At 63.9% G+C, this 15,726-nt stretch carries 14 protein-coding genes; all 14 read right to left on the reverse strand.

From position 1 onward, the window contains the following. Positions 1-160: 160 nt before the first annotated feature. The gene (locus tag IRZ56_RS08130; RefSeq protein ID WP_196144481.1) at positions 161-646 is read right to left on the reverse strand and encodes an RDD family protein; all 486 of its coding nucleotides are present in this window, start codon (positions 644-646) and stop codon (positions 161-163) included. 91 nt (positions 647-737) lie between these two features. Continuing rightward, positions 738-950, reverse strand: a complete 213-nt coding sequence (locus IRZ56_RS08135) for a cold-shock protein (RefSeq protein WP_003257941.1) — start codon at positions 948-950, stop codon at positions 738-740. A 346-nt stretch (positions 951-1,296) separates the two neighbouring features. Further along, positions 1,297-2,418: a glycine cleavage system aminomethyltransferase GcvT gene (gene gcvT / locus IRZ56_RS08140; protein ID WP_196144482.1), complete on the reverse strand. Its 1,122-nt coding sequence runs from the start codon at positions 2,416-2,418 to the stop codon at positions 1,297-1,299. A 25-nt stretch (positions 2,419-2,443) separates the two neighbouring features. Then, positions 2,444-3,820, reverse strand: a complete 1,377-nt coding sequence (locus IRZ56_RS08145; RefSeq protein ID WP_196144483.1) for an L-serine ammonia-lyase — start codon at positions 3,818-3,820, stop codon at positions 2,444-2,446. Between the two features lie 142 nt (positions 3,821-3,962). After that, a complete protein-coding gene (gcvP, locus tag IRZ56_RS08150) occupies positions 3,963-6,818 on the reverse strand; it encodes an aminomethyl-transferring glycine dehydrogenase (RefSeq protein ID WP_196144484.1) in 2,856 nt (951 codons plus the stop codon). A 9-nt stretch (positions 6,819-6,827) separates the two neighbouring features. After that, positions 6,828-7,205: a glycine cleavage system protein GcvH gene (gene gcvH / locus IRZ56_RS08155; protein WP_196144485.1), complete on the reverse strand. Its 378-nt coding sequence runs from the start codon at positions 7,203-7,205 to the stop codon at positions 6,828-6,830. Between the two features lie 278 nt (positions 7,206-7,483). Continuing rightward, complete coding sequence (locus IRZ56_RS08160; protein WP_196144486.1) at positions 7,484-8,134, reverse strand: c-type cytochrome; 651 nt, start codon at positions 8,132-8,134, stop codon at positions 7,484-7,486. A 9-nt stretch (positions 8,135-8,143) separates the two neighbouring features. Continuing rightward, entirely contained in the window at positions 8,144-9,115 is a 972-nt protein-coding gene (locus IRZ56_RS08165) for a copper resistance protein B (protein ID WP_230386051.1), read from the reverse strand. Next, on the reverse strand, positions 9,105-9,383 hold the full coding sequence (locus IRZ56_RS23135; RefSeq protein WP_230386050.1) for a hypothetical protein: 279 nt from the start codon (positions 9,381-9,383) through the stop codon (positions 9,105-9,107). The genes IRZ56_RS08165 and IRZ56_RS23135 overlap by 11 nt, the downstream gene beginning before the upstream one ends. Before the next feature lie 11 nt (positions 9,384-9,394). Continuing rightward, on the reverse strand, positions 9,395-11,140 hold the full coding sequence (locus IRZ56_RS08175; RefSeq protein WP_196144487.1) for a copper resistance system multicopper oxidase: 1,746 nt from the start codon (positions 11,138-11,140) through the stop codon (positions 9,395-9,397). A 172-nt stretch (positions 11,141-11,312) separates the two neighbouring features. After that, the gene (gene gltS / locus IRZ56_RS08180; protein WP_196144488.1) at positions 11,313-12,518 is read right to left on the reverse strand and encodes a sodium/glutamate symporter; all 1,206 of its coding nucleotides are present in this window, start codon (positions 12,516-12,518) and stop codon (positions 11,313-11,315) included. A gap of 135 nt (positions 12,519-12,653) precedes the next feature. Then, complete coding sequence (locus IRZ56_RS08185; protein WP_196144489.1) at positions 12,654-14,162, reverse strand: sigma-54-dependent transcriptional regulator; 1,509 nt, start codon at positions 14,160-14,162, stop codon at positions 12,654-12,656. 157 nt (positions 14,163-14,319) lie between these two features. Continuing rightward, complete coding sequence (locus IRZ56_RS08190) at positions 14,320-14,688, reverse strand: DUF5064 family protein (protein ID WP_196144490.1); 369 nt, start codon at positions 14,686-14,688, stop codon at positions 14,320-14,322. A 54-nt stretch (positions 14,689-14,742) separates the two neighbouring features. After that, positions 14,743-15,672, reverse strand: coding sequence for a carbamate kinase (arcC, locus tag IRZ56_RS08195; RefSeq protein WP_196144491.1), 930 nt, complete (start codon positions 15,670-15,672; stop codon positions 14,743-14,745). Positions 15,673-15,726: the final 54 nt, after the last annotated feature.

Genomic DNA, 15,726 nt, shown 5'->3' on the forward strand with positions numbered 1-15,726 from the left:
CTGCCCGCCGCCACCCTCTCCCTGCCGGCGGCTCCCGGGGGGGGGTCCCGGGCGGCCCCGGCGATGGGCTGCGTAGCAGCCCCAAGTGCAGCCGACCTCAGGGTCGGCTTTTTTGTGCCGGCAGGCAATGCTCTTGCACGCTCCTACAGGTTGGTAGGTTTCACTTGCGCTTGGGCACCCGCACCAACTGGGTTTCTGAATAAATGTCGTGCCAGCCACGCTTGCGCTTGTCGACCAGCGCCCAGAGGAAGCCCAGGCCCAGGCACAGCCACGACGCGATGGCCACCACGAAGCGCAACAACGCCTGCCACAGGCTGATGGCACTGCCGTCGGCGTTCTGCACCCGTACGCCCCATACCTGCATGCCCAGGGTCTGGCCACCGTGGGTCCAGAACTTGGCGAAGAAGCCAAACAGGGCGAACAGCAGGATCGTCGACAGCAGCGGGTCGCCGTCCAGCGCACCAGCATCGGTCAACTCGCGCATGCGCGCCTCGCCGATGATCGCCATCTGCACCAGCTTGTAGAGGCCGGCGGTGACGATCAGCAGCGCGGTGCACAGCAGGAAGTCATAGAACATCGCAGCCAGGCGGCGGCCCAGGCCGACCGGTGGGAAGTCGCCTTGGGGGGCGAGCAGAGGCTTGGACATGCAGGGGCAGCTCCATATGGCGAAGCGGCTATTCTACGGGCAAAAAAAAGCCCCTGCACATGGCAGGGGCTTTTTGAAGTCGGGATCGGGCTTAGCCGGCGACCTGAACCTTGTCAGCCTGCATGCCTTTCTGGCCTTGCACTGCTTCGAAGGTGACCTTCTGGCCTTCTTTCAGGCTCTTGAAGCCGTTGCCTTCGATGGCACGGAAGTGCACGAACAGATCCGGACCGCTTTCTGGGGTGATGAAGCCGTAACCTTTCTCGTCATTGAACCACTTGACGGTACCGTTCTGACGCTCAGCCATTGTCTTGTTTCCTATGAAGCTTAAATTTTGATGACAGTTTCTTTCATATCTAAAGGTTATGAAAGAGTACCGGGCTGGGTTGCAGGAAAGTAAGAGACGTCGAACGGGTTGTAGCAGATTCAGCTACTGGCCCAGGTCACGAACTGTTGCGACCCATGCAAACACAGTGCAATGACTCTACGCTAACTCCAGCGAGAAAAACAAGCCCTGCGGACCACTGGATTCCCGGCTTTTGCCGATAACCGACAAAATTGTCGGAAACGGCATGGCGCCTGGCCTGGCGCCATGTTCCAAAAGTTATATGACAGGTTCGAAAACGAATATGCAGAACCTGTCTCCCCGGTTATCAACCGCGATAGTAACGCTGCGCTACGAATGGCATTTTGCTCACTTTCAAGGCCACCTGCTTGCCGCGCACAACAGCGAACAAAGCGGTATCGAGTGCAGCATGTTCGCTATCGACATAGCCCATGGCGACCGGGGCGCCGAGTGTCGGGCCGAAGCCGCCGCTGCACACTTCACCGACGGGCTGCCCGTCGGCATCGACGATCTGCGCCCCTTCGCGGACTGGGGTGCGCTCTTGCGGCAGCAAGCCAACCCGCTTGCGGGCAACGCTTTGCCGTTGTTGCTCGAAGATGGCGTGGGCCCCCGGGAAACCACCGGCACGTGCGCCCTCGGCGCGGCGCACCTTGGACACGGCCCATAGCAGGCTGGCCTCGACTGGCGTCGTGGAGGTGTTCATGTCGTGGCCGTACAGGCACAGGCCGGCTTCCAGGCGCAGCGAGTCGCGTGCGCCTAGGCCGATCGGCTGTACCTCGGGCTCGGCCAGCAGGCGGCGGGCGAGGGCTTCGGCGGCGGCGACCGGGACCGAGATCTCGTAGCCGTCTTCACCGGTGTAGCCCGAGCGGCTGACATAGCAGTCGGCGCCTAGCAGGTTGACGGGGCGGAACTGCATGAAGGTCATGCCGGCCACTTCCGGAGCCAGGCGCTCGAGCACCTTGACGGCAGCGGGGCCTTGCAGGGCCAGTAGGGCGCGCTCCTCGAACAGCGCCTGGATCTCGCAGCGCGCGCCGATGTGCTTTTGCAGGTGAGCCAAGTCCTGTTCCTTGCAGGCGGCGTTGACCACCAGGAACAGCTCGTCCTTGCCCAGGTTGGCGACCATCAGGTCGTCGAGGATGCCACCTTGCTCGTTGGTGAACATGGCGTAGCGCTGCATGCCCACCGGCAGGTCGATGATGTCCACCGGCACCAGGGTTTCCAGAGCCTTGGCGGCATCGCTGCCGCGCAGGCGGATCTGACCCATGTGCGAGACGTCGAACAGGCCCGCCTGTTCACGGGTGTGCAGGTGCTCCTTGAGCACGCCCAGTGGATACTGCACCGGCATGTCATAGCCGGCGAACGGCACCATGCGGGCGCCCAGTTCCAGGTGCAGGGCGTGCAATGGGGTCTTGTGCAGTGTTTCGGACATCGATGGTTCCTCGTTGTTATTCGGGTCAACATTCGATGATGTTGACGGCCAGACCGCCGCGGGCGGTCTCCTTGTATTTGCTTTTCATGTCTGCGCCGGTCTGGCGCATGGTGCGGATGACCTTGTCGAGCGAGACATAGTGTTGCCCGTCGCCACGCAAGGCCATGCGCACCGCGTTGATCGCCTTGACCGAGCCCATGGCGTTGCGCTCGATACAAGGCACCTGGACCAACCCGCCAATGGGGTCGCAGGTCAGGCCCAGGTTGTGTTCCATGCCGATCTCGGCGGCGTTCTCCACCTGCTGCGGGCTGCCGCCCATGACCTCGCACAAAGCGCCGGCCGCCATGGAGCACGCTACACCCACCTCGCCCTGGCAGCCGACTTCGGCACCGGAGATCGAGGCGTTTTCCTTGTACAAGATGCCGATGGCCGCAGCCGTGAGCAGAAAGCGCACGACCCCGTCCTCGTTGGCACCGGGAATGAAGCGCATGTAGTAGTGCAGCACCGCCGGGACGATGCCCGCCGCGCCATTGGTCGGCGCGGTGACCACCCGCCCGCCGTAGGCGTTCTCCTCGTTCACCGCCAGGGCGTAGAGGTTGACCCAGTCGAGCACCGACAGCGCATCGCGCAGGCTGGCTTCGGGGTGACGGCTGAGCTGGCGATACAGCGCCGGTGCACGCCGCTTGACCTTGAGCCCGCCGGGCAGGATGCCTTCGTGACGGTAACCGGCTTCGACGCAATCCTGCATGACCTGCCAGATGTGCAGCAGCCCTTCGCGGGTCTCGGCCTCGGGCCGCCAGGCCGCTTCGTTGGCCAGCATCACCTGGCTGATCGACAGGTGCTGTTCGCTGCAGTGGGCGAGCAGTTCCTTGGCGGTGCGGAACGGGTAGGCCAGCACGGTGCTGTCCTCGACGATCCGGTCCTGGCCGGCGGCATCCTCGTCGACCACGAAGCCACCACCGACCGAGTAGTACTCCCGGCTTCGGATCTGCAGCCCGGCTTCATCGAAGGCGCGGAAGATCATGCCGTTGGGGTGGTAGGCCAGGGGCTTGCGGATCATCGCCAGGTGTTGTTTCTCGACGAAGGCGATTTCATGCTCGCCCAAAAGGCGCAGGCGGCCGCTGTCGCGGATCGCGTGCAGACGGGCGGGGATGGCCTCGGTGTCGACGGTGTCCGGGTGCTCGCCTTCAAGGCCCAGCAGCACGGCCTTGTCGCTGCCATGGCCCTTGCCGGTGGCGCCGAGCGAGCCATACAGCTCGGCCTTGACGCTTACGGTACGGGTGAGCAGGCCATCGCGGCGCAGCCCTTCGGCGAAGCGCGCGGCGGCGCGCATCGGGCCGACCGTGTGCGAGCTGGAGGGGCCGATGCCGATCTTGAACAGGTCGAAGACGCTCAGTGACATTGCGTGTTCCCTCCAGAAGGTGAAAGCGAGTGCTGCGCACTCGATCGCTGGCAAGCCAGCTCTCACAGGTACTGCACCATGCTTACGGGCAGCGAGACGCCTGTGGGAGCCGGCTTGCCGGCGATTGGGCCAGCATGCCTGATCAGGCGTCCTGGTAGCTCTCGATCGACGGGCAGGCGCAGACCAGGTTGCGGTCGCCGTACACGTTGTCGACCCGGCCCACTGGCGGCCAGTACTTGGCCTCCACCAGGCTCGGCAGCGGGTACACCGCCTGCTCGCGGCTATAACCGTGGGCCCATTCGCCGACCAGTTCCGCCGCGGTGTGCGGGGCGTTCTTCAGCGGGTTGTCGTCCTTGTCCAGGGTGCCGTTCTCGACCGCGCGGATTTCCTCGCGGATCTGGATCATCGCGTCGCAGAAACGGTCCAGTTCCTCCTTGGACTCGCTTTCGGTCGGTTCGATCATCAAGGTGCCGGCCACCGGGAAGGACATGGTCGGGGCATGGAAGCCAAAGTCGATCAGACGCTTGGCCACGTCGTCGACGCTGATGCCGCTGCTGTCCTTGAGCGGGCGCAGGTCGAGGATGCACTCGTGGGCCACCAGGCCATTGCCACCGGTATACAGGACAGGATAGTGCTCTTCCAGGCGACGGGCGATGTAGTTGGCGTTGAGGATGGCCATCTGCGAAGCGCGCTTGAGGCCCACGCCGCCCATCATGCGGATGTACATCCAGGTGATCGGCAGGATGCTGGCGCTGCCGAACGGTGCGGCGCAGACCGCGCCCTGGGTGTTCTCCAGGGCCGCATGGCCAGGCAGGAACGGTGCCAGGTGCGACTTGACGCCGATCGGGCCGACGCCTGGGCCGCCACCGCCGTGGGGAATGCAGAAGGTCTTGTGCAGGTTCAGGTGCGAGACATCGCCGCCGAACTTGCCTGGAGCGCACAGGCCGACCATGGCGTTCATGTTGGCACCGTCGATGTACACCTGGCCGCCGTTGTCGTGGATGATCGCGCAGATCTCGCCGATCGCTTCCTCGAACACGCCGTGGGTCGAAGGGTAGGTGATCATGATCGCGGCCAGGCGATCGCGGTGCTCGATGGCCTTGGCACGCAGGTCCTCGACATCGACGTTGCCGCGTGCGTCACAGGCGGTGACCACCACACGCATGCCGGCCATGTGCGCGGTAGCGGGGTTGGTGCCGTGGGCCGAGGATGGGATAAGGCAGATGTCACGGTGGCCTTCGCCGCGGCTGCGGTGGTAGGCGCGGATGGCCAGCAGGCCCGCGTACTCGCCCTGGGAGCCGGCGTTGGGCTGCAGCGATACGGCGTCGTAGCCGGTGGCGGCGCAGAGCATGGCTTCCAGTTCGCGGGTCATCTGCAGGTAGCCCTGGCTCTGCTCGGCCGGGGCGAAGGGGTGCAGGTTGCCGAACTCGGCCCAGGTCACCGGGATCATCTCGCTGGCGGCATTGAGCTTCATGGTGCACGAGCCTAGCGGGATCATGCTGCGGTCCAGGGCCAGGTCCTTGTCGGCCAGGCGGCGCAGGTAGCGCATCAGCTCGGTTTCGCTGTGGTAGCGGTTGAACACCGGGTGTTCGAGGATCGCCGATTGGCGCAGCAGGGCCGATGGCAGGCGCGAGACAGTGCTGGCAGCCAGGCTGGCGAAGGCCGGCGCGGCCTTGCCTTCGGCGAACAGCTGCCACAGGGCCTCGACATCGGCCTGGGTGCAGGTTTCGTCCAGGGACAGGCCCAGGTGCGCGGCGTCGATCTGGCGCAGGTTGATGCCCTGGGCGCGGGCCTGCTCGTGCAGGCGGGCGGTGGCGTCACCGGTGGCCAGGGTGAGGGTGTCGAAGTAGGCACGGGTAACGACCTGGACGCCCAACTGTTCCAGGCCGGTGGCGAGGATAGCGGTCAAGGCGTGGGTGCGTTCGGCGATGCGCTTGAGGCCGACCGGGCCGTGGTACACGGCGAACATGCTGGCGATGTTGGCCAGCAGCACCTGGGCGGTGCAGATGTTGCTGGTGGCCTTCTCGCGGCGGATGTGCTGCTCACGGGTCTGCATGGCCAGGCGTAGGGCGGTCTTGCCGAAGCGGTCGATGGACACGCCGACCAGGCGGCCGGGCATGTCGCGCTTGAATGCATCGCGAGTGGCGAAGTAGGCCGCGTGCGGGCCGCCGAAGCCCAGCGGTACACCGAAGCGCTGGGCGCTGCCGATGGCCACGTCCGCCTCGAATTCGCCCGGCGGGGTGAGCAGGGTCAAAGCCAGCAGGTCAGCGGCCACCGCGACCAGGGCATTGCTGGCGTGCAAGCGTTGTACTAGCTCGCGGTAGTCGAACACGTCACCGTTGCTGGCCGGGTATTGCAGCAGGGCACCGAAGAAGTTGCCGACATCGCCGAGCTCGCGCTCGTCGCCCACCACCACTTCGATACCCAGGGGCTCGGCACGGGTGCGCAGCACGTCGAGGGTCTGCGGGTGGCAATGGATGGAGGCGAAGAAGGCATGGCCGCCCTTGTTCTTCGACAGGCGCTTGCAGAAGGTCATGGCCTCGGCGGCGGCGGTAGCTTCGTCAAGCAGGGAGGCGTTGGCGATCGGCAGGCCGGTCAGGTCGCTGATCAGGGTCTGGAAGTTGAGCAGCGCTTCCAGGCGGCCTTGGGAGATTTCCGGCTGGTAGGGGGTATAGGCGGTGTACCAGGCCGGGTTTTCCAGCAGGTTGCGCAGGATCGGAGCCGGCGTGTGGGTGTTGTAGTAGCCCTGGCCGATGTAGTTCTTGAACAGCTGGTTCTTGCCGGCGATGGCCTTGAGGTCGGCAAGGGCATCGGCCTCGCTCTGGCCGTCGGCGTTACCGAGTACGCTGGTGCCCTTGATGGTGTCGGGAATGACCGCGGCGGTCATGGCATCGAGCGACTCGAAGCCCAAGGCGGTGAGCATGGCCTGTTCATCGGCGCTGCGTGGGCCGATGTGGCGGGCGATGAATTCATTGGCGGTGCCGAGGTTGATGGTCATGGCGGCTCCTCAGGCGTTTTCGTTGATCAGGCGGTCGTAGGCGGCCTGGTCGAGCAGTTTGCCGACGGCGCTGGCGTCGGCCGGAACGAAGCGGAAGAACCAGCCTTCGCCCAATGGGTCTTCATTGACCAACTCAGGGCTGTTGTTGAGGTCTTCGTTGACTGCGACCACTTTACCGGTCAAGGGCATGTACACGCCGCTGGCGGCTTTCACCGATTCCACGGTCGAGGCTTCGGCGCCTTGTTCGTATTGCTGCAGTTCCGGCAGTTGCACGTAGACCACATCGCCCAAAGCGTTCTGGGCATAGGCGGTGATGCCCACGGTGACACTGCCGTCAGCTTCGACGCGCAGCCATTCGTGATCTTCGGTGAAACGCAACTCGCTCATGGGGAATCCTCGAAGCAGGGGAGGTAGGCACGGTGGTTCCGCGCTCTTGGTCACGATTCCCTTAGCAATAATGCGGCCAATTAGTGCGAGGGCCCGGAAATCAAGGCGGACAGCGATTTGCGCGAGGGTTTGTCGGGTTGAGGTGTAATGAAATCACTACAGCTCGGCGGCGATTGAAAAGCCATGGTGGATCAAACCCTTGCGTACTGGTAGTCGAGGTGGTTTGGAACGATTTCAGTACATTGTATTGAAATCGATACGGTCACCCCGTTCTGCCGTCAATGGTGGGCGTGCTTCTTACCGTCCGCATGGTGATGGGTACCTGGTACAGCCGCTTCCTGCGCCGGGGTAGTTCCATGATGAGCACCATGGCCATCGGGCGCATTGTGCATCCGGGTTTCACCGCCGCCATGCTGGTGGCCTGAACTGCTGGCGACCAACAGCTGATACTGCTCGGCATCCAAGGAGGGCAATTGCTGGAGGAAGGCGACGATGCCCCAGATGTACGGGTCTTCCATGCTCTTGCCCCAGGCCGGCATGCCCGTGGCCTTGATGCCATGCTTGATGGTCCAGAATGCCAGGGCAGGGCTTGCATCCAGCCCTGGCTTGGCCAGGTTCGGCGGAGCAGGATACAGGCCTTGGCTCAGTTCGGTCTTTTCCAGGCCCGGCGCCAAGTGGCAGCTGACGCACATGGCGTTGTAGTTGCCGGCGCCTGTTCGAATCAAGGCTTCATCCTTGAGGTCAGGGACCTGGAGGTTTCGCGCACGCACTTCGATAGAGCGGTCTCGGGCCATGGCCAAGAAGGCGTGGACCGGGGCGAAGTGCGGGTCATCGGCCCCCACGTTGACCAGGCCGAAATAGGCCACCCCCAGGATGGCCGCACTACCTACGGCACTTGCAAGGCTCAGCGTTTTTATTGTTCTTTTCATGTCAGGGTCTCAGAACCACATACGGATACCGGCCACGAAGCGCGCTTCTTCCACATCCTCGCCCTCGTCGCGCAGCATGTCGGCGGTATTGCCGTAGGAGCGGCTCCACGTGACGCCGATATAGGGCGCGAACTCGCGCCGTATTTCATAACGCAGGCGAAGGCCGACTTCGGTGTTGGCCAGGCCCGAGCCGACGCCACGTGCTTCGTCGTTCTTGCCATAGACGTTCACTTCTGCCGTCGGCTGGAGGATCAGCCGATTGGTGAGCAATATGTCGTAGTCACCTTCCAGGCGCAGTGCGCTCTGGCCGTTCTCACCAACGAACGCCGTCGCTTCGGCTTCGAAGGCATAGAGCGCCATGCCTTGCAGCCCGAATGCGGCCCAGGTTTGCGGGGCGCCAGGCTTGAAGTCCTGGCGAACGCCGGTGACCACATCCCACCAAGGCCCGATGGCATGGCCCCAGAGCGCCTGGACCTCGGCTTCCTCGGTCACGCCGTTGGTGCGTTCGCCTTCGGAACGCAGCCAGAGGCGATCGACATCGCCGCCGATCCAGCCCGACGCATCCCAGGCCAAGGTGCTGCCGTCATCGGCGTCCTGGTACTCCAGTTGGTCGAGCAGGAAGAAGGTGTTGATCGCGCTGTCGTGGACGCCATGGCCGGGGAGCGGGGGAAAGGCAGCCTTGCGGTCGGCGTCGGTCAGCTCCGGAATGGGGGTGCGGCTTTCGGTCGCCGACGAAGCGCCTGGCGCGGCGTGGTTCATCTTGCCGTGATCCATGCCTTGCATCTGGCCGTGGTTCATCTGACTGTGACCCATGCCGTGCATCTGGCCGTGGTTCATCTGACTGTGACCCATGCCGTGCATTTGGCCGTGGTCCATCTGGCTGTGATCCATGCCTTCGGCTGCGCTTGCCGGGCCCAGGGCCAGGGCCCCGAACGAGACAAGCGCCGCCAGTGCGGATGATGCCGTGGTTCTACTGGTCATTGTCCTTGCCCGTTTGTGCCTTGTCCGTTTTCGGCTCAGGCTTCATCGAGCCGTGATCCATCATTTTTCCATGGTCCATGGGCATCTTGCCGTGGTCCATGCTGCCGTGGTCCATCTGCCCATGATCCATTTTCTCCATCTCGCCCGCCGAGCGTTTCTGGTGTGCGTCATGCTCGTCTGCGGCCAGGGCCGCAGGCATCGACAACACGGCCAGGCCGAAGGCCAGCAGGCCGCCGAACAGTGTCTTACGCATCTTGGATTCATTCATTGCAAGTCTCCTCATTCGTCCACACGGACTTCACGGAACATGCCCATTTCCATGTGGAACAGCAGATGGCAGTGGTAGGCCCAGCGGCCCAGCGCGTCGGCGGTGACGCGATAGCTGCGCTTGGAGCCAGGGGGCATGTCGATGGTGTGCTTGCGCACCATGAAGTTGCCGTGCTCATCCTCGAGGTCGCTCCACATGCCGTGGAGGTGGATGGGGTGGGTCATCATGGTGTCGTTGACCAGGGTGATGCGCAGGCGCTCGCCGTATTTCAGGCGCAACGGCTCGGCGTCGGAAAACTTGATCCCGTCGAATGACCAGGAGAATTTCTCCATGTGGCCGGTCAGGTGCAGCTCGACGGTGCGGCCGGGCTCGCGGCCGTCCGGGTCGATGAACGTACTGCGCAGGTCGGCATAGGTCAGTACCTTGCGGCCGTTGTCGCGCAGCCCGATGCCCGGGTCGTCCAGCTTGGGCGTGGGGGTCATGGTCTGCATGTCGACCAGCGGGCTATTGCTTTCCGAGGCCGGGTGCTGCTGCATCTGGCCACCGGCGGCGCCATGGTTCATGCCCGCCATCTGGCTGTGGTCCATGCCGGCCATGTCGCCCTGCATGCCTGGGGCCATGCTGCCCATGCCGCCATGGTCCATGCCCATGTCGGCCATGCTGATCAGGGGGCGTGGGTCGAGCGCCGGTACCGCGGCGCTCAGGCCATGCTGCACGGCCAGGGTGCCGCGGGCATAACCGGTACGGTCCATGGACTGGGCGAAGATCGTGTAGGCCTGCTCAGCGGCAGGCTCCACCAGCACATCGTAGGTTTCCGCGACGGCGATGCGAAACTCGTCGATACTCACCGGCTCGACGGGCTGGCCGTCGGCGGCGACCACGGTCATCTTCAGGCCCGGGATGCGGACGTCGAAGTAGCTCATGGCCGAACCGTTGATAAAGCGCAGGCGGATCTTCTCGCCCGGCTTGAAGATGGCTGTCCAGTTGCCATCTGGCGCCTGGCCGTTCATCAGGTAGGTATAGGTATACCCGCTGACATCGGCGAGGTCCGTGGGGCTCATTTTCATTTCGGCCCACATCTTGCGGTCGGCCAGGGTGGCCGACCAGCCTTTCTCGCCCACGTCGTTGATGAAGTCGCCCACGGTGCGCTTGTGGAAGTTGTAGTAGTCGGACTGTTTTTTCAGCTTGGCCATGACCCGGGCCGGGTTCTCGTCGGTCCAGTCGCTGAGCATCACCACGTAATCGCGGTCGTACTGGAAGGGCTCGGGTTCCTTCGGGTCGATGACCAAGGGGCCGTATACGCCCACCTGTTCCTGCAACCCGGAATGGCTGTGGTACCAATAGGTGCCGCTCTGCCTGACCTGGAACCGGTATTCGTACAGGCCGTCCGGCGCGATGCCGTGGAAGCTCAGGCCCGGTACGCCGTCCATGTTGGCCGGCAGGATGATGCCGTGCCAATGGATCGAGGTGTCTTCCTGCAGGCGGTTGCGCACGCGCAGGGTGACCGTGTCGCCTTCACGCCAGCGCAGGAGTGGCCCGGGCAGGGTGCCGTTGATGGTCATGGCCGTGCGCGAGGCGCCAGTGATATTGACCGGCGTCTGGCCGATGAACAGGTCGAATTCGGTACCGCTCAGCACCGTGGGCTGCCCTGGGCTGGTGAGGGCCCAGACCGGGCTGCGCCACAGGCCCAGGCCGCCCAGGATGCCACTTGCGGCCAGGCCCTTGACGAAGGTTCGCCTCGAGGTTTTGCAATGCATGCCGTGTATGTCCCATGAGTCAATGGAGCCTGCGCGATCCATCGGCGCGGCCAGGCTGTCGGGCTGGGCTATGCGCCACAGCTCGCTCATGGTCTTAGCCTAGGCAGCGACGGCTGTCAGCTGCCTGAGACAAGCATTACAGTTTTGTCAGCTTGGGGCGCGAGCCCCGTAGTCAAAAGGCGGCGAAGAGGGGCAGGGCGAGGTACAGCTTGATCACGATGACGTTGATGATGTCGATGAAGAATGCCCCCACCATTGGCACCACCAGGAAGGCGAGCTGGGACGCTCCGTAGCGTTGGGTCACCGCCTGCATGTTGGCGATGGCCGTAGGCGTGGCACCCAGGCCGAAACCGCAATGCCCGGCTGCCAGCACTGCCGCATCGTAGTTGCGGCCCATGACCCTGAATGTGACGAAGATCGCGAACAAGGCCATGACCAGCGTTTGTGCGGTCAACAGAATCAGGAAGGGCAATGCCAGGGCCGCGAGGTCCCACAATTTGAGCGACATCAGGGCAATGGCCAGGAACAGCGACAAGCTCACATTGCCCATCACGGACACTTCTCGCTCGAACACTTGATACAAACCCAAAGCCGAAAGCCCGTTGCGCAAGATGACGCCTACGAACAATACGCAGACGAATGTCGGCAGTTCGAATGCCGTGCCCTTGAGCCATTCGTTCAAGAGCGAGCCTGCCAGCAGGCTGACCGCGATCAGGGCGATGGTTTCGATCAGGGAGAACGGCGTGATCAGGCGTTCCTTGTTGGGTTGCTCGAACCCCTTGGGCAGGGTTGGCGCTTCCGACACGATGCCGGGCGTCTGCACGCGGCTGATGAGCAGGCGTGCGACCGGGCCGCCGATCAACCCGCCCAGTACCAGGCCGAATGTCGCCGAGGCCAGCGCCAGCTCGGACGCCGAGGCCAGGCCGAACTTCTCGCTGAAGGTCGCGCCCCAGGCCGCGCCGGTACCGTGGCCGCCGGACAAAGTGATCGAGCCCGACAGCAGGCCCATCAGCGGGTCCAGCCCGAGGGCTGTCGCCAGGCCGATGCCCATGGCGTTCTGGACCACCAGCAGCGCAGTGACCACCAGCAGGAACACGGTAACCACACGCCCGCCTTTCTTCAGGCTGGCGAAGTCTGCGCTCAAGCCGATGGTGGCGAAGAAGGCGAGCATCAAGGGCGTTTGCAACGAGGTATCGAATTGGACCTGGATGTCCAGGCTGCGCAGGCCCAGCAGCACCAAGGCCACGAGCAGGCCGCCTGCCACCGGTTCGGGGATGTTGTAGGTGCGCAGGAAACCCAGGCGGGCGACAAGGCCACGCCCCAGCAGCAATACCAGCGAGGCTGCCACCAGCGTTCCATAGAAGTCGAGCTCAAGCATGTGAGTGCACTCTTTGAATCTTCAGAAGAATATTGACTAGAGCGCGGGATTCTAGGTGTGAAGTGTCGGTTAGTTATGTAAGGGGATTCTGAAGTTAATCGACTTAATATTTAAAGTTCAGGGGAAAGATAGTTTTCAATGCTTGCCCGGAATACCGTATTTGCGCAGCCGTTGGGCGATGGCGGTGTGCGAGGTCTGCAGGCGCCCGGCCAGCTGCCGGGTCGAGGGGTAGCTCAGGTACAGACGTTGCAACAGGTCGCGCTCGAAGGCCTGCACCGCTTGCTCCAGGCTCGCCACTTCGCCGTCCTGGCCACGCGCCACGGAGGTGCCGGCGATGTCGAGGTCGCCGATGTCCACCAGGCTACCTTCGCAGATGGCCGCGGCACGGAAGATCACGTTCTGCAGCTGGCGCACGTTGCCCGGCCAGGGGTTGGCGAGCAGTGCCGAATGGGTGGCCGGGGCCAGGCGGCAGGGTGGGCGCTGGATCTGCGTGCAGGCCTGCTGCATGAAGAAATGCGCCAGCAGGAGGATGTCCTGGCCCCGCTCGCGCAGGGGCGGTACCTGCAGGTTGAGCACGTTGAGGCGGTAGAACAGGTCTTCGCGGAAGGTGCCTTCGGCGACCATGCGCTCCAGGTCGCGGTGGGTGGCGCTGATGATGCGCACATCGACTTTGACCTCGCGGTCGCCGCCTACCCGGCGGAAGCTGCCGTCGCTGAGAAACCGCAGCAGCTTGGCTTGCAAGTAAGGCGACATCTCACCGATCTCGTCGAGGAACACCGTACCCTGGTTGGCCAGCTCCATCAGCCCTGGCTTGCCGCCGCGCTGCGCGCCGGTGAAGGCGCCGGGGGCATAGCCGAACAGTTCGCTCTCGGCCAGGCTCTCCGGCAGGGCGGCGCAGTTCAGTGCAAGGAAGGGGGCTGCATGGCGACTGCTGATGGCATGGCAGGCGCGGGCCACCAGCTCCTTGCCGGTACCGGTCTCGCCATGCACCAGCAGCGGTGCGTCCAGGGCCGCTACTCGCAGGGCGCGGGCCTTGAGGGTGCGGATTGCCGGCGAGTCGCCGAGCAGTGCGTCGAAGCCTTCGGCGTGGTCGTGGCGCAGGGCCGAGAGGCGCTCGCCCATGCGCGTCGGCGGGTAGAGCGTCAGCAGGCCGCCGGCGTTGGTGATCGGCGTGGCATCGAGCAGCAGGCTTTGGCCGTTGAGCTGCATCTCGCGCATCGGCAGGTGGAAGTTGTTTTCCACCAGGGCCTCGAGCAGCCCAGGGTCGTCGAACAGTTCGCCCACCGAGCGCCCAGCGGACTCGCGCCCGCACAGTGCGATCAGCGCGGGGTTGGCCAGCAGCACCAGGCCTGCGCTGTCCACTGCCAGTACCGGGTCGCTCATCGCGGCGAGCAGTGCGTCGAGCTGCAGGTGGCGGCGCTGGCCTGGGAGGATGTCGACCACTTCCACCGACTGCACCCCCTGAACCTCGAACAGCGCGTCGTGAAGCTCCTCCAGCACGGCGGGGCTCAGGGTCGGCGCGTCGATGTAGACATTGGGCGGGACCATCTCCACGGCATCCAGGTTGAGGTTGCGTGCGCCGAGCAGGGCCAGGACTTCCTGGGTGATGCCGACGCGGTCGATGAAGCTGACGTGGATGCGCATGGGGCGATGGGATTTTGGCTGAGAGAAGGGCGGTAGTATGCCTCAACATCGCCGGGGCCGCTGCGCAGCCCTTTCGCGGCACAAGGCCGCTCCTACAAGGGGACGCATGCTTCTGTAGGAGCGGCCTTGTGCCGCGAAAGGGTCGCAAAGCGGCCCGTCACTCCAGATGCTCAGGCTTGATCGGGTCGCCCGACTTCACGTCCAGGGTCTGGCGAATGTCCTCGAACATGTAGTCGTAGAGCTTGTGCGGCGAGCCGAGGTTCTCGAACTTCTTCGGCGGCGGCAGGTGCGACTGGGCCCTGCGGCTGAGCTGCATGAGAAAACTCGGCAGGACCTGGTCCTTGGCCAGGAAGAACTTCTCGTCGACCGTTTTGCCCTCGATGCTGCCATGCATGTGGAACTGGATGCCTCTACCTTCCCTTGGGTCCTGCGCCACTTCGTATTCGATGTTCAGGTCGTAACTATGGTCGTTCTGGTTGAGCGCGGTGCGCTCGATATGCACGTGTCCGGGCTTGTACTGGGCCATGGCGGAGTCCTCCGGAAGGTTGAAAACGACGGGCGATCTGCCTGCCAATTGCATTCAACGGTAGCTGATGCCCGGCTTCTCGGTGCTGACGCGGGTGCCGGCGATGCCTTTGACGATGTCTTCGATGTTTTCCAGCGAACTGATCACCGCGACCTTGCCGGTGTGGCGGGCGAAGTCGCAGGCGGCCTGCACCTTAGGCCCCATCGAGCCTGCGGCGAAGCCCAGCTGTTCGAGCTCGTCGGGGTGGGCCTGGGCAATGGCCTTCTGCGTGGGCTTGCCCCAGTCGATGTAGGCCGCGTCGACGTCGGTGGCGATGATCAGTAGGTCCGCCTCCAGTTGTTCGGCGAGCAGGGCCGAGCACAGGTCCTTGTCGATCACCGCTTCGATGCCCTTGAGCTTGCGATTTTCATCGTACAGGGTGGGAATGCCGCCGCCGCCGGCGCAGATCACGATGCTGCTCTTTTCCAGCAGCCACTTGATCGGGCGGATCTCGAAGATGCGTTTGGGCTTGGGGCTGGCGACCACGCGACGGTACTTGTCGCCATCGGCCTTGACCACCCAGCCTTTTTCCTTGGCCAGGCGCTCGGCTTCTTCCTTGCCGTATACCGGGCCGATGAACTTGGTCGGGTCTTTGAAGGCCGGGTCGTTGGCATCGACTTCGACCTGGGTCAGCAGCGTGGCGAAGGGCACTTCGAAGTCTAAAAGGTTGCCCAGCTCCTGTTCGATCATGTAGCCGATCATGCCTTCGGTCTCGGCGCCGAGCACGTCCAGCGGGTAGGCTTCATCGGGTTTGTAGGCCTGGCCCTGGAGCGACAACAGGCCGACCTGCGGGCCGTTGCCGTGGGCGATGACCAGTTCGTTGCCCGGGTGGATCTTGGCGATCTGCTCGGTGGCGGTACGGATATTGGCGCGCTGGTTGTCGGCGGTCATGGGCTCGCCGCGACGCAGCAGGGCGTTGCCGCCCAAAGCAACAACGATACGCATGGTGAATGTCCTTTTGAAATGGAGTGAACGCCTCGTTCTTTGTGGGAGCCGGCA

The organism is Pseudomonas guariconensis (assembly GCF_015680235.1).
Classification (GTDB): Bacteria; Pseudomonadota; Gammaproteobacteria; order Pseudomonadales; family Pseudomonadaceae; genus Aquipseudomonas; species Aquipseudomonas guariconensis_A.